Here is a 13,539-nt window from a genome sequence, read left to right on the forward strand (position 1 = left end):
CACCAGGTACCTTCGGATAATGCAGCTCACCTGTCCCAAGTGTCACGGAGACATGCGTCAGTACGAACGCAGCGGAGTCGTCATCGATCAGTGCGGCGAGTGCCGGGGGATCTTCCTCGACCGCGGCGAACTGGAGAAGTTGTTCGAGGCCGAGGCGAACTGGAACCGGCAGCAGCCGGCGGGCGCCCCGAACCCGGCACAGCGCCCCCAGGCGCCCGGTGCCTACCCGCCGCCTCCGCCGCCCGCCCACCAGCCACAGCAGCCGGGGTACGGCGCGGTTCCCCCGCCGCCCCCGCCCGCGCACGGCTACCCGCCCGTCGCCCCGGCGTACGGCGGGCACGGCCAGCAGCACCACGGCTACCACGGCCACTACCGCCGCAAGAAGAAGCACGGCGGCTTCCTCGGCGAGCTCTTCGACTGACGGACGTGTCCGGGGCCGGCCGGTGGTGTTGCCAGCCGGTCCCGGGATCGCCCCCTGGGGTCGGTCAGACGATCGCCATGTCCACGAAGCGGGAGAGGTGAAGTTGCGCGGCCACGGTGATGGAGTCGGTCGGACCATTTCTGTGTTTGGCAACAATAAAGTCAGCCTCGCCCGCGCGTGGCGACTCCTTGTCGTAGTAGTCATCTCGGTGTAGAAGGATTACCACGTCGGCATCCTGCTCGATGGAGTTGTGGGTGGCAATGCCGTTGGCGACGAAGTTGTGCGTGCCGAGGACGGTCGCGTCGTACACGTCACGCTCACCGATCGACTCAATTGAGACGATCTCGTCCCAGAAGATGTCGTTGGTGGCGTGCAGCTCAAGGTCCACTGAGTCGAGGACCGCCGCAATCTTCGCCAGCCTGGATCTGCTGGGTGCGTGTTTCCAGAGGGTGCTGCCGCAGAACTGGGTTCCGATCGCCTTGGCGAACTCCCGATAGCTCATGCCCTGGTCGACGAGGATCCTACGGACCTCCGACCACACTTCCGTGGGCACGGTGTCAACGTTGGTATTACTCTCCCGCTCCTCCAGCGCGCCGAGCAGCGCCGCGCAGTTGGCCGCCCGCTCGCCGTGCACCCCGATCTCACGGAGAAAACGAAGCTGGTCATCCCGGCCTGAAATATCGAGCGTGTACTGAGGCCGGTGCCGCACGACAGGTACGGCCTTGAGACGGGCGGTTATGCCATACCGGAGTAGAAGTCGGGAGATGTCCTCCAACATTCGTCGGCTGGTCGAGGAGAAGTAGACCCTGCCACCGCGGCCGGATTTGTTGAGGAAGACGGATCCGTCGGTCGCCCACAGATGGCGGAGGAAGGTGGTGATCTGCTCCTTGGGCAGGCCGAAAACCGTCTGCGGCACGAACTTCTCGTGAGACCTGAGGCCGAACAGCCCGAGACCGTCCAACCATTCGGCCACCGGATTCCGGCGGCCCCTGGCCAGTCGATAAGGAGCAGGCAGGCGCAGGGTGGTCACCCGGGCGGCGGCGTAGTCGTCCCGGACAGCAGAGATGCCGAAGTGCTTCGCCGCATCCGCAACCGCCTGCAAATTCTGTTCGTCGCAACTGGCGTACCGAATCGGTTGTCGCCGGACGAACGAGCCGTCACCGAGCAGATGGGCCAGCAGGACCACCTCTTCCTCAGGCCAGGGCCTAGTGGCGAGCGGCGGCGGGATGTGCCTCGGCGTCGCGATACGCGCCCCGGCAGCCAACTCGCTCAGCGGCACCCAGCCGGCAAAGGTCAGGAAGGGGTGGTTGGCCGTGGCCTCGATCTGCTTTCCCGACGCCAGTGTCATCCGGAACACCTCGCGAGTGCCGCTCGGAAAGACGTGGGTCATGGTGCGGGGGGCGTAGCGAAGGTTGTCGTCGAGCGCCCAGACAGGAACTTCCTTGACCTCACCGGCGAGGAGTTCACCCAGCGTCACCTCTGTGTTGTTGTCCGCGCGGAGGAGCCTGGTCTCGGCGGTGAGGCAGCCAGATTCACGTAGATCGGACAGCTGGGGCCGCTTGTCCGTCCGTTGTTCCGGGCCACGGTTGAGCTGACTCACCGCGATCACCGGGCACTCGACCTCCTTGGCGAGCAGCTTGAGGCCACGGGACAGGTCCGCGACCTCCTGCTGCCGGCTCTCGGTGCGCTTCGGCGAGGTCATCAGCTGGAGGTAGTCGACGACGATCATCTTGAGGTCGTGCTTCTGCTTGAGCCGGCGCGCCTTGGCCCGGATCTCCATCAGGTTCATGCTCGGCGTGTCGTCGACGAAGAGCGGGGCCTCGCTGATCTCGCCCATACACCGGGCCAGCTTGGTCCAGTCGTCGTCGGAGAGCTGGCCGCTGCGCAGCACGTGCAGCGGGACCCGGGCCTCGGCCGAGAGCAGTCGCATGACGATCTCGACCTTGCTCATCTCCAGCGAGAAGATCGCCGCAGCCTGATTGGCCCGGATGGCCGCGTTGCGGGCGAAGTCCATGCTAGCGGTCGATTTGCCCAAACCGGGCCTACCGGCCACGATGATCAACTGTCCGGGGTGCAGGCCGTTGAGCAGCCGGTCCAGGTCGGTGAAGCCGGTCGGCACGCCGGTCATCATGCCGCCCTGGGCGCCGACCGCCTCGATCTCGTCGAGCGTCGGCTGGAGCATGTCGGCCAGGACGGCGAAGTCCTCGTTGACCCGGCGCTCGGTGATGTCGTAGACGGCCTGCTGGGCGAGGTCGACGATGTCGTCCACGTCCCGGCTGCCGTTGTTGCCGGTGCCGTACCCGAGCTGCACGATCTTCGTTCCGGCCTCGACCAGCCGGCGGAGCACCGCCCGCTCCCCGACGATCCGGGCGTAGTAGGCCGCGTTCGCGGCGGTCGGCACGCTCGCGATCATCGTGTGCAGGTACGGGGCCCCGCCGATTCGGGCCAGGTCGCCCGAGTCGGCCAGGGCTGCGGCGACGGTGATCGGGTCGGCAGGCTCGCCCCGTCCGTAGATGTCGAGGATGGCGTCGAAGACGGTGGCGTGCACCGGCCGGTAGAAGTCGTGGGACTTCAGGATCTCGACGACATCGGCGATGGCGTCCTTGGACAGCAGCATGCCGCCGAGAACGCACTGCTCGGCCGCGACGTCCTGGGGCGGGGTCTTCTCGAACTGGCCCTCCCGCTGGGAGGGGGCTGGCGGCTGGCCACCGCCTCGTGGCTGCGTCCGCATGTCGTCGGCGACCGACACGGGTCCCCCCTCCGCTGCCTCGGTTCGACTACCGGTCCGCCGCCGGGCACGGCGACTTCCGATCGGACCGGTCGGGTCGATCGGGGGTCATCGCACCGTCGGTCGAGAGGCAACCATACGGAACCCGAGGTCAGCGACTCAACCACGCCGGTGGACGAGCCTTGGGACAACCTGTGGACACCGGTGGACAACATGTGCGCAGGGTGTGCACAACCTGTGGACAACCGCTGGGGAATTCCTCCACGCAACGCTGTGAGCTGGGAAAACTCTACCCACACCTTGTGGATAAGAAATTCTTGGTAAGTTTCGCCGATCCTGGGTTGGCGGCGGTGGTCGGGGGGCTCTCGACGGTGTGATCAGCGCCGTCACCGGTCAGCGGATCGGTCGGCTGAGCAGGGCCGCACCATGCGCACAGGGCCCGCACCGGCGTACCGGTGCGGGCCCTGTGTGTGGTGCTTCGGTGTCAGCCCTGGACGACGTTCAGGTCGAACTTGGCGGTCACGTCGGGGTGCAGCTTGATGCTGACCGGGTACGCACCCAGCGACTTGATGTGGCTGGGCAGCTCCAGCCGCCGACGGTCGAGGGTCGGGCCGCCGGCCGCCTTGACGGCGTCGACGATCTCGGCCGGGGTGACCGAACCGAAGAGCCGCCCGCCGTCGCCGGCGCGGGCCTTCAGGTTGACCTTCAGGCTGTTGAGCCGGGCCTTGACCTCGTTGGCGTGGTCGAGGTCGCGGATCTCCCGGGCCGAGCGGGCCCGCTTGATGACCGTGACCTGCTTCTCCGCACCCTTGGTCCAGACGATCGCGAAGCCCTGCGGCAGCAGGTAGTTACGGCCGTAGCCGTTCTTCACCTCGACGATGTCGCCCGGGGCACCGAGGCCGGACACCTCCTGAGTCAGGATGATCTTCATGTCGGTGCCTCCTCTCAGCGGGCCGTGGCCGTGTACGGCAGGAGCGCCATCTCGCGGGCGTTCTTGACCGCGCGGGCGATCTGCCGCTGCTGCTGCGAGGTCACGCCGGTCACCCGTCGAGCGCGGATCTTGCCGCGGTCGGAGATGAACTTGCGCAGCAGCGCGGTGTCCTTGTAATCGATATAGGTGATCCCGTCCTTGTCTAGCGGGTTCACCTTCTTCTTTGGCTTGCGAAGGGCCGCAGCCTTAGCCATTGACCGTGCTCCTGGTTTGCGATCGCGGGCGCTCGGCGCCATTAGAACGGGGGCTCCTCATCAAAATTGCCGCCACCCGAACCAGCGCGCGAGGGAGCTGGTGCGGCCGAGGCCCAAGGGTCGTCGAAGTTGCCTCCGCCGCCGCCCTGGGCACCACCACCGCCACCGCCGCCGCCACCACCGAAGCCGCCGCCACCGCCGCCGGAGCGGGACATCTTCTGCACCTTCGCCGTGGCGTAGCGCAGCGACGGGCCGATCTCGTCGACCTCAAGCTCGATGACGGTGCGCTTCTCACCCTCGCGGGTCTCGTAGGACCGCTGACGCAGCCGGCCCGACACGATCACCCGGGCGCCGCGCTGCAACGACTCGGCGACGTGCTCGGCGGCCTGACGCCAGACCGTGCACGCGAGGAACAACGGCTCGCCGTCCTTCCATTCGCCGGACGCCTTGTCCATGAACCGGGGCGTCGAAGCGACCCGGAACTTGGCGACCGCGGCCCCCGAGGGGGTGAATCGCAACTCGGGGTCATCGGTCAGATTGCCGATGACCGTGATGGTGGTGTCTCCTGCCATGACCATCTCCTCGCGCACTCATCGTTCGCCGTACAGACTCTCAGAGCCCTACGACAGCGTCGATGAAGCTGATCCGGGTGAACCGGGTGAACCGGACTGGACGCTGTTAGCGCATCTCCGGACGGATGACCTTGGTGCGCAGCACGGACTCGTTGAGCCGCAGCTGACGGTCCAGCTCGGCCACCGCCGCAGGCGTCGCCTGCAGGTCGATGACGGCGTAGATGCCCTCGGCCTTCTTGTTGATCTCGTACGCGAGGCGCCTACGGCCCCACACGTCGGTCTTCTCCACCGAGCCACCCGCGGTCCGGATCACGTTCAGGTACGTGTCGAGCGACGGGGCGACGGTGCGTTCCTCGAGGCTGGAATCGAGGATCACCATGACTTCGTAATGACGCAAGACGTGCTCACCTCCTGTGGGCTAAGCGGCCACGGTCCTTCCGCGGCAGGAGGTCGTGCGTCTGCCCGCTCCGGACCGGGGGAACCCGGCCGGGCGCGGACAACCGGACCAGAATACCCGGTCCGAACGATCATGCCCGGGCAGGTCGACCACTCGCGGCGTACCACCGGCGGCACGGAGGGCGCACAGGACGGGGGCCCGGTCCGACGCTGGCGTCGGACCGGGCCCCCGTCACGAGGCCGCGGGGCGTCCCGTCCGCATTCCTTGGGTGGGACCTGGGGAGGAACGACCACACCGATGAGGTTGGATCGCGACGCCCCGCGGAGCTTCATCGTGTTGTTATCTGACAGTACAATGGCATTCGTCCCCTGTGGGGCGGATTTGAGCTTTTACCCAGAATTCCGCAGCTCGCCCCGGCCCGCCCGCGCCCCGGAGAATCACTGGCGCCCGGGAGAGTCGACCGTCGATCCCACCCGGACCAACGACCACCTCCGCCCCGGGTGACGCCCCGCCAAACCGGTGCCGCCGCACCGGATGCCGCCACCCGGGCGCACCGTCACCCCGCGCGTCGGTGCCGCGACGTAGGCTCGCCTCCATGCGTATCGGAGCCCACGTCGATTCCGCCGACCCGCTGTCGGAGGCGGCCGCCCGGGCCGCCGAGGCCGTGCAGTTCTTCCTCTCCGACCCACAGGGCTGGAAGGCACCGCAACCACGGGAGGACGCCGACCGGCTACGGGCCGCCGACGTCGACCTCTACGTCCACGCGCCTTACGTCATCAACGTCGCGACGCTGAACAACCGGATCCGTATCCCGAGCCGGAAGCTGCTGCTCGGCCACGCCACCGCCGCTGCGGGGATCGGCGCGAAGGGCCTGATCGTGCACGGTGGGCACGTCAACGCGGGCGACGACCTGGCGGTCGGCTTCGACAACTGGCGCAAGACCTTCGCGTACGCGGCCGAAAACGGCGGCTTCGCCCTCCCGGTGCTGATCGAGAACACGGCCGGCGGCGACAACGCCTGCGCCCGTCGCCTCGACGCGCTGGCCCGGCTCTGGGACGCCGTCGGCGAGTACGAGGTGGGCTTCTGCCTGGACACCTGCCACGCCCACGCCGGGGGTGAGGAGCTGCTGGACCTGGTCGACCGGGTCAAGGCGATCACCGGCAGGATCGACCTGGTCCACGCCAACAACTCCAAGGACGCGTTCGACTCGGGCCGGGACCGGCACGACAACCTCGGCGGCGGCAGGATCGACCCGGAGTTGGTGGTGGCGGTGATCCGGGCGGCGGACGCACCGGTGATCGTGGAGACCCCGGGCGGGGTGGACGGGCAGGGCACCGACATCGCGTTCCTGCGCGACCGGCTGGGCGCGAAAAGCACGGCGGCATGACGACCGAGCGGGTCGGCGCCACCGACGAGGACACGACCGGCGGGAGTCCGCTGGTGGATGGTGCCGCCGTGAAGAACCCGGACACCGCCACGAAGGGCATCGGGGACGGCGGGGCGACCGACGACGGGCAGGCAGCCGGCAGCGACCGGGCCGACGCCGGCCGGAAGACGGCCGACGCGGGGCAGCACGCCGAGCCCGCAGCGGGGGACGACAGCGCGAAGGCCGACATCGCGAAGGACGACGCCGGTCAGGACGACGCCGTCACCAAGTCCGCGGACACGAACGCCGCCAAGGGCGGCGACACCAAGGGCGGCGACACGGAGAAGGACGCCGACAAGAAGGAAGCAGCGGACAAGGACGCCGGAACGGCGAAGGCCTCGGACAAGAAGAAGGCGGACAAGGACGGCGGCACCGCGAAGGACGGCGGCGGCGCGAAGCCGGACCGGTGGGAGGCGTTCGCCCCCGCTCCGGAGCGGGTGCCCGGGCGGGTGGGGCGCGTCCTGCGGGCGATCGGCCGGTTCCTGGTCCACGAGTGGACCCTGGCCGTGCTCGCCTCGCTGGCCCTGGCCGTCGCGCTCACCTGGCCGACGCTGCGCTACCCCCTCTACACGCTTCCCCAGGACTACTGGGACCCGAGCCTCCAGGCCTGGCAGATGGCCTGGTCGGGCCACATCTTGCTGACCGACCCGGCACAGCTGTGGCAGTCCAACACGTTCTTCCCGGACCCGTGGAGCTTCGCGTTCTCCGACACCCTGCTCGGCTACGCGCCGGCCGGCATGATCGGCACCGGCCCCGAGGCCGCCCTGCTGCGGTACAACATCATGTTCGTGCTGGCCCACGCGCTGGCCACGCTCGGGGCGTACGCGCTGGCCCGGCAGCTCGGCGCGGGTCGGGCGGGCGCGGCGGTGGCCGGGGTGAGCTACACGTACGCCCCCTGGCTGCTCGCCCAGGCGGGTCACCTGCACATCGTGTCCAACGGCGGAATCCCGCTGGCGCTGGCCATGCTGGCCCGGGGACACGGCTGGTCGCTGCGCCACGGCTACCGCCCCGAGCGGCGGCACGCCGGGTGGGCCTACGCCGGCTGGCTGGTGGCCGCCTGGCAGCTCAGCCTGGGCTTCGGCATCGGGCTGCCGTTCGCGTACGCGCTGGCGGGGGCGACGCTCGTCGCCGCCGTGACGTGGTTCGTCCGGCGGCGGTCGAACCCCCGGCCGTTCGGGGTCCGGCTGCTCGTCGCCGACGTGGTCGGCGGGCTGCTCTTCGCCGGGGTGGGCGGGCTGCTGGCCGTTCCCTTCTTCAAGGTCGCCGAGCTGCACCCGAACGCCGCGCGGACGCTCGCCGACATCGGCGTCTACTCTCCGCCGTTCTCGGGCTTCTTCACCGCCCCGGCGGAGTCCCGGGTGTGGGGCGGCCTGCACGAGGGCGCGCGGTCGTTCCTGCCCTGGCACCCGGAGATGACCCTGCTGCCGGGCTTCGTGCTGTACGCGCTCGCCGCGGGCGGGCTGTTCTTCTCGGTGTGGCGGCTGCGGCACCGGCTGCTGCTGCTCGCCGGGGTGGTGGTGACGATGGTGCTGGCGATGGGCACCCGGTTCTTCGGCGGCACCTTCACCTACGGGCTGCTGTTCGAGTATCTGCCCGGCTGGAACGGCCTGCGCACGCCCGGGCGGATGATGTTGTGGACGACGCTGCTGCTCGGGCTGCTCGCCGCGGGCGCGGTCAGCGCCTTCGCCGTCCGGGTGCGGGAGTGGGCCGCCGAGCGGGTCCCGCCGTGGCCGGGTCCGTGGCTACGGCTGGCCACGGTGCTGCCGCTGCTGCTGGTGCTCGCCGAAGGGCTGAACAGCACGCCGCATCCGGTGGTGCCGGCCCAGCCCGCCGCGATGCGGTCGGTGGACGGCCCGATGCTGGTGTTGCCGAGCAGCCAGAACCTCGACCAGCCGGTGATGCTGTGGTCGACCAGCAGGTTCCAGAACATGGTCAACGGCGGCAGCGGCTTCACCCCGGTGCGGCAGGCCGAGATCCGGCAGGCCGCCGAGAGCTTCCCGGACCAGGCGAGCGTGACCTATCTGCGCGACCTGGGCATCCGCAACGTGGTGGTGCTGCGCGACCGGATCGCGGGCACGCCGTGGGAGACGACGATCGATGTTCCGGTCGATGCCCTCGGCATCACCCGTGAGGAGATCGAGGGCGCGGTGGTCTACCGGTTCTGACGGCCCGGCCCGGCCCCGGTGGCGTCAGGTGTCCGCCGGGGCCGGTTCGGCGGCCGTGTCAATCGCCCCCTGCCGTCGCCGCCAGCGGCTCAGCCAGGGGGCGTCCGGTGCGCCGTCGAGCACGCCGCCGTCCGGGTCGTCGGCGTAGGTGGCCCGCACGGCGTCCCGCCCCGGGTCCAGGATCTCCTTGACGACCAGCACGCAGAGCAGCACGACGGTGCCCAACCGCAGCGCGGAGGCCAGCACGAAGACCCCCTCGGGGAACACCGGGCGGCTGGTCGCCGTGCCGAGCAGTTCCCCGTAGAAGGCGACGAAGTAGCCGATCTCGGCGACCTGCCAGGCGATGAACGCGCCCCACTTCGGCCGGGCGAGGACGACCAACGGCAGCAGCCAGAGCACGAACTGCTGCGACCAGACCTTGCTGAAGATCAGGAACGCGGCGACGACCAGGAAGGCGAGCTGGGCCAGCCGCGGCCGGCGCGGCGCCAGCAGCGCCAGCGCGGCCACCCCGAGGCAGGCCAGCCCGAAGAGGGCGTATGAGAGCCAGTTCAGGGTGGGGATGTTGGCGTTCAGCCACTCGAACGGCCCCATCGAGCCGGGGCCGCCGGTGTTGACCTTGCCGTCGAGGTAGCGCCCGATGTACCACAGGGTGCCCCAGTCGATGGGCCGGGTGGTGTTCAGTTCGAAGAAGCGGTCCCAGTTGTCGCGGTAGGGCACGGCGGCCGGGAGGTTGACCGCGACGAGCGCCACGAGCGCCGTGCCGATGGCGGTGAGGCCGGCGCGGAGCCGATTCGAGCGCAGGGCGAGCACCAGGATCGGCCCGAGGACGAACAGCGGCCACATCTTGGCCGCCCCGGCCAGGCCGAGCAGCACCCCGGCCACCGCCGGGCGGCGGCGGGCCCAGGCGAACAGCCCGAACGCGGCCAGCCCGACGGCGAGCAGGTCCCAGTTGACGGTGGCGGTGAGGAACAGCGCGGGGGCGAGCGCGAAGAGGGCGGCGTCCCACGGTCGTCGGCGGCGCAGGTTGAGGATGACCGCGACGGTGGCCACCGCGAGCGCGCCGAGCACCAGGACGTTGAGGTTGTAGAACCACTGCCCCTGGTTGATCTCGGGGTTGTCTACGCCGAGCGCGTGCACCGGCAGCCCGAGCGCGCCCATGAAGTACCCGGTCAGCACCGGGTACTCGACGGGGTGGTCCTGGTAGGGCACCTTGCCCTCGTTGAGCCCTTCGGCGTAGTAGAGCGCCAGCACGTCGGTGTAGCACATGCGGGTGTACTGCACGTTGTTCTGCCAGGCACCGTCCTGGCAGGGGGACTTCTGCACCCAGTGCAGCGCGAGGGTCAGGCAGGCCAGGGCCAGCACGATCCGGGTGGCCGTCCAGAACCGGCTCTCGCGGCCGGCGGGCCGGTCCAGCGCGACCGCGTGGTCGCCCAGCGGGCCGCCGATCAACTCCGAGGCGCCGCGGACGAATCCGTCCGACCGGGACGGGTGGTCACCGGCCCCGGCGTCGTCGATGTCTGTCGTCGACTGGGTGCTCATGGACAGCAATCATCCCGTACCGGTGGCCTCCGCGTCCCGCCCAGGCGCGAACATTCCGGTACGCGAAACGCCGCCGGCGGCCGGACGTGGTGTCCGGCCGCCGGCGGCGGCGATGCTCAGCCCGGTCCGCTCACTCGCGGGTGCGGGGCGCGACGGTGGGCAACAGCCCGCCACCGTTGCCGCCGTTGCCGTTCCTCGGCCGGGGGTCGGTAGCGCCCGGGTTGCCCGGCCCCGGGTTGCCCGGGTTGCCCGGGTTGCCGGGGGTCTGCGGGCAGAGAGGGTTCAGCGGGTCGCAGCTGGGCTGCTCGGGCTGGGTCGGGGCCGGGGGCGGCGGCGGCTCGGTGCCGTTGCCGGCCTTCTCGTCGCCCATCCCGGTGACCGAGGGCAGGCTCTCCTTTTTCTCGCCGTCGAGCGCGGCGTTCATGTACCGCTGCCAGATGGCGCCGGGGAGCTTGGAGCCGCCGATGTCCTCGCCGTTCTTGTCCTTGATTTGCGGCTTCTTCGGGTCCTTGCTGCCGACCCAGACCGCGGTGGCGATCTGTGGGGTGTAGCCGACCATCCAGGCGTGGGCGTTGTCCTTGCTGTCGTACTCCCAGGTGCCGGTCTTGCCCGCCGCCTCCCGGCCGCCGTCCAGCGACCGGCTGTTGGGACCGGGGATCTGCTTGAGGACGCTGGTGACCTCCTTGGCCACGTCCGCGCGGATTCGTTGCGGAGGAGTGCGATTGAGCTTCTCCCCGTTGACCAGCTCCCACTTGCCGGTGTCCACGTTCTGCTTCTCGACCTTCATCACGAAGTGGGCCTTGTTGTACTTGCCGTCGTTCGCGAGGGTGGCCAGGCCGTTGGCGTGGTCGAGGACCGTCACCGGGTACTGGCCGTAGCCGATCACGTGGTAGAAGGGCTCGGGGGCGACATCCTCGCCCTTCTTCTTGGTCAGGTCGATCGGCTTCGGCGGGTTGTCGGAGGTGGTCCACATGGTGGTTACGCCGGCCGCGCGGGCCATGTCGACCACCTTGTCCGGGCCGATCTTCTCGGTGACGTGGAAGAACGGCACGTTGTACGACTTGACCGTGGACTCCTCAAGGGTGCACCACTTCTTGCAGACGCCGGCGCCCCGGCCCGCGTTCTGCACCTCGTTGTCGAAGCCCTCCGGCTTGAACGGGGTGGCGTCCCAGTGCGACTTCACGGAGATGCCGGCGTCGATCGCGGCGGCCAGCGTGTAGACCTTGAACGACGAACCCGGGGCGTGGCCGCCGGTGAGGTTGCCGGCGGAGTCGGTGTTCTTGCCGGCGTAGTCGAAGTCCGCGCCGCTGTCGCCGCCGTAGTAGGCGAGCACCCGGCCGGTCTTCGGCTCGATCGAGACCACCGCCGCCATCAGGTTCTTCGGCTGATCGGCCAGCTCGGAGTTCTTCTTGGCCCGCATCGCGGTGTTCTCCGCCGCGCCCTGGAGCTTCGGGTCGATCGTGGTCTGGATCCGGTAGCCGTCCTCACGCAACGCGTCTGCGCAGCTGATCTTGCCGGCCGCCCCTGAGTTGGAGCAGATGCCCCACTGCTCCATCTCGTCGCGGACGTAGTTGACCACGTTGCCGCGGGGGGTGTTCACGCCGAACGCGGCCGAGCCGGCGGCCTTCGGGCTGAGCGGCTTCGGGTACTGCGCGTCGGTCGGTCGTTGTGGCTTGCCCGGGGCGTTGATCCAGCCCTTGGCTGCCATGCCGTCGAGCACGTAGGTCCACCGCGACCGCGCGGCGTCCGGGTTGACCGCCGGGTCGTAGCCCCTGTGGGTTCCGGTGGCGGTCGGCTGCTTGATCACCGCGGCGAGCACCGCGGCCTGGGCCACGGTGAGCTTCTTGGTCGGCACCCCGAAGTAGGTCTGTGCCGCCGCCTCGATGCCGTACGCGCCGCGCCCGAAGTAGATCACGTTCAGGTAGTGCTCCATGATCTCGGCTTTGGTGTAATCCTCGCTGAGCTTGGAGGCGAGGATCGCCTCCTTGACCTTCCGGGCGTACGTGTCGTCCTTCAGGCTCGCGTAGGCGTTGCGGGCGTACTGCTGGGTGATGGTCGAGGCGCCCTGCTTGTCCTCGTTGGTGAGGTTGTTCCACGCGGCCCGGGCGATGCCCTTGTAGTCCACGCCGGAGTGCTCGTAGAAGTTCTGGTCCTCCGCCGCTGCCACCGCGTCCTGCACGTGCTTCGGGATTTCGTCGATCTTGACGAGCTGCCGGTTCTGGTTGCCGAGCTTGGCCAGGACCGTCTTGTTGTCCTTGGCGTACACCGTGGTGGACAGCGGCAGCGGCAACTGCTCGGGCAGCACGACCGTGGTCGAGTAGTACGTGAAGCCGACGACGCCAATGCCGGCCAGCATGATGAAGATCGCGAAGCTGGCGATCAGCATGTTGATCCGGCGACGCTTCTTCGCCCGTGCGATCGCGTTCGGGTCGCCCGCGCCGCGACCGCCACGACCGCCGCGTCCCGGCCCGGTGGGCCCGCCGGGGCCTCCCGGCCCGCCCGCACCGCCGCCGGACACCGGGGCCACCCCGGCCCGGCCGACGGTCGCCCGGCCGGCGAGCCCGCCCACCGCCGCGGACCCGACGCTCGCCCGACCGGCGGAGCCGACTCCGACCGAGGCCCGCCCGGCCGGGGCGCCGCCGGGCGCCGGGGAGACGGGCACCGAGGCTCGACCCGCGCCGGCCCGCCCGGCCGCCGGGGCGCCGGGGGCCGGCACCGAGGCCCGGCCCGCGCCCGCGCGCCCGACCGAGGCGGACCCCACCGAAGCGGAGCCGGCGACGCCGCCGCGCGGCGGCGGCACGGACGCCGAGCCGCCCACCGAGGCGCGTCCACCGGTGCCCCGGGGCGCGACCGAGGCACGGCCGCCCTGTGCCGTACCCTCGGGTGACCAGCCGTTGCCGCGGGCGTCGCCGTCGCGGCCGTGCGCGTCGGCCGTGCCTGGGTCGCCGTTGGCGCCCGGGATCTGGGCCCGCCCGCGCGAGGAGCTGGGATCGCCGTACGAGTTCATTCCTCACACCCTGCCGGTCGCGGTGGGACGCGATCGCGCCGCCACCGGGTTGCCGTGAGCTGAAACACGCGACGTCCCCGCCCGAGCGTGTCGGGTCGG

10 protein-coding genes are annotated in these 13,539 nt (G+C 70.1%); 3 read left to right on the forward strand and 7 right to left on the reverse strand.

Going from position 1 to position 13,539, the window contains the following annotated elements; translation table 11 throughout:
• The first annotated feature begins 16 nt into the window (after nt 1–16).
• A complete protein-coding gene (locus ACQPZO_RS30835) occupies nt 17–421 on the forward strand; it encodes a zf-TFIIB domain-containing protein (RefSeq protein WP_433351373.1) in 405 nt (134 codons plus the stop codon).
• Nucleotides 422–485: 64 nt separating this feature from the next.
• Here ACQPZO_RS30835 and ACQPZO_RS30840 read toward each other — a convergent pair whose 3' ends face one another.
• The 5 genes from ACQPZO_RS30840 to rpsF all read right to left on the reverse strand — a co-directional run bounded on the left by ACQPZO_RS30840 (nt 486) and on the right by rpsF (nt 5,303).
• A complete protein-coding gene (locus tag ACQPZO_RS30840; protein ID WP_433351375.1) occupies nt 486–3,152 on the reverse strand; it encodes a replicative DNA helicase in 2,667 nt (888 codons plus the stop codon).
• Between the two features lie 481 nt (nt 3,153–3,633).
• Nucleotides 3,634–4,080: a 50S ribosomal protein L9 gene (gene rplI / locus ACQPZO_RS30845; protein ID WP_433345790.1), complete on the reverse strand. Its 447-nt coding sequence runs from the start codon at nt 4,078–4,080 to the stop codon at nt 3,634–3,636.
• A 14-nt stretch (nt 4,081–4,094) separates the two neighbouring features.
• The gene (rpsR, locus tag ACQPZO_RS30850) at nt 4,095–4,334 is read right to left on the reverse strand and encodes a 30S ribosomal protein S18 (RefSeq protein WP_007073789.1); all 240 of its coding nucleotides are present in this window, start codon (nt 4,332–4,334) and stop codon (nt 4,095–4,097) included.
• Nucleotides 4,335–4,375: 41 nt separating this feature from the next.
• Complete coding sequence (locus ACQPZO_RS30855) at nt 4,376–4,924, reverse strand: single-stranded DNA-binding protein (RefSeq protein WP_433345792.1); 549 nt, start codon at nt 4,922–4,924, stop codon at nt 4,376–4,378.
• An 88-nt stretch (nt 4,925–5,012) separates the two neighbouring features.
• Complete coding sequence (rpsF, locus tag ACQPZO_RS30860) at nt 5,013–5,303, reverse strand: 30S ribosomal protein S6 (RefSeq protein WP_117668160.1); 291 nt, start codon at nt 5,301–5,303, stop codon at nt 5,013–5,015.
• Between the two features lie 595 nt (nt 5,304–5,898).
• On the opposite strand from rpsF, the gene ACQPZO_RS30865 reads away from it, so the two are divergent.
• Both ACQPZO_RS30865 and ACQPZO_RS30870 read left to right on the forward strand, forming a co-directional pair.
• Nucleotides 5,899–6,690, forward strand: a complete 792-nt coding sequence (locus ACQPZO_RS30865) for a deoxyribonuclease IV (RefSeq protein ID WP_433345794.1) — start codon at nt 5,899–5,901, stop codon at nt 6,688–6,690.
• A complete protein-coding gene (locus ACQPZO_RS30870; RefSeq protein WP_433345796.1) occupies nt 6,687–8,894 on the forward strand; it encodes a hypothetical protein in 2,208 nt (735 codons plus the stop codon). The genes ACQPZO_RS30865 and ACQPZO_RS30870 overlap by 4 nt, the downstream gene beginning before the upstream one ends.
• Nucleotides 8,895–8,918: 24 nt before the next feature.
• Here ACQPZO_RS30870 and ACQPZO_RS30875 read toward each other — a convergent pair whose 3' ends face one another.
• Both ACQPZO_RS30875 and ACQPZO_RS30880 read right to left on the reverse strand, forming a co-directional pair.
• Nucleotides 8,919–10,433 carry a glycosyltransferase family 87 protein gene (locus ACQPZO_RS30875; RefSeq protein ID WP_433345798.1) on the reverse strand — a complete coding sequence of 505 codons (1,515 nt, stop codon included), beginning with the start codon at nt 10,431–10,433 and terminating at the stop codon, nt 8,919–8,921.
• Between the two features lie 130 nt (nt 10,434–10,563).
• Complete coding sequence (locus ACQPZO_RS30880) at nt 10,564–13,440, reverse strand: transglycosylase domain-containing protein (RefSeq protein ID WP_433345800.1); 2,877 nt, start codon at nt 13,438–13,440, stop codon at nt 10,564–10,566.
• Nucleotides 13,441–13,539 lie beyond the last annotated feature (99 nt).

This window comes from Micromonospora sp. CA-111912 (assembly GCF_050948415.1).
Classification (GTDB): Bacteria; Actinomycetota; Actinomycetes; order Mycobacteriales; family Micromonosporaceae; genus Micromonospora.

Excerpts from the sequence above, each read along its gene's own strand:
- ACQPZO_RS30840 (WP_433351375.1), bottom strand. The coding sequence starts at position 3,152 with ATGCGGACGCAGCCACGAGGCGGTGGCCAGCCGCCAGCCCCCTCCCAG.
- rplI (WP_433345790.1), bottom strand. The coding sequence starts at position 4,080 with ATGAAGATCATCCTGACTCAGGAGGTGTCCGGCCTCGGTGCCCCGGGC.
- rpsR (WP_007073789.1), bottom strand. The coding sequence starts at position 4,334 with ATGGCTAAGGCTGCGGCCCTTCGCAAGCCAAAGAAGAAGGTGAACCCG.
- ACQPZO_RS30865 (WP_433345794.1), top strand. The coding sequence starts at position 5,899 with ATGCGTATCGGAGCCCACGTCGATTCCGCCGACCCGCTGTCGGAGGCG.
- ACQPZO_RS30870 (WP_433345796.1), top strand. The coding sequence starts at position 6,687 with ATGACGACCGAGCGGGTCGGCGCCACCGACGAGGACACGACCGGCGGG.
- ACQPZO_RS30875 (WP_433345798.1), bottom strand. The coding sequence starts at position 10,433 with ATGAGCACCCAGTCGACGACAGACATCGACGACGCCGGGGCCGGTGAC.
- ACQPZO_RS30880 (WP_433345800.1), bottom strand. The coding sequence starts at position 13,440 with ATGAACTCGTACGGCGATCCCAGCTCCTCGCGCGGGCGGGCCCAGATC.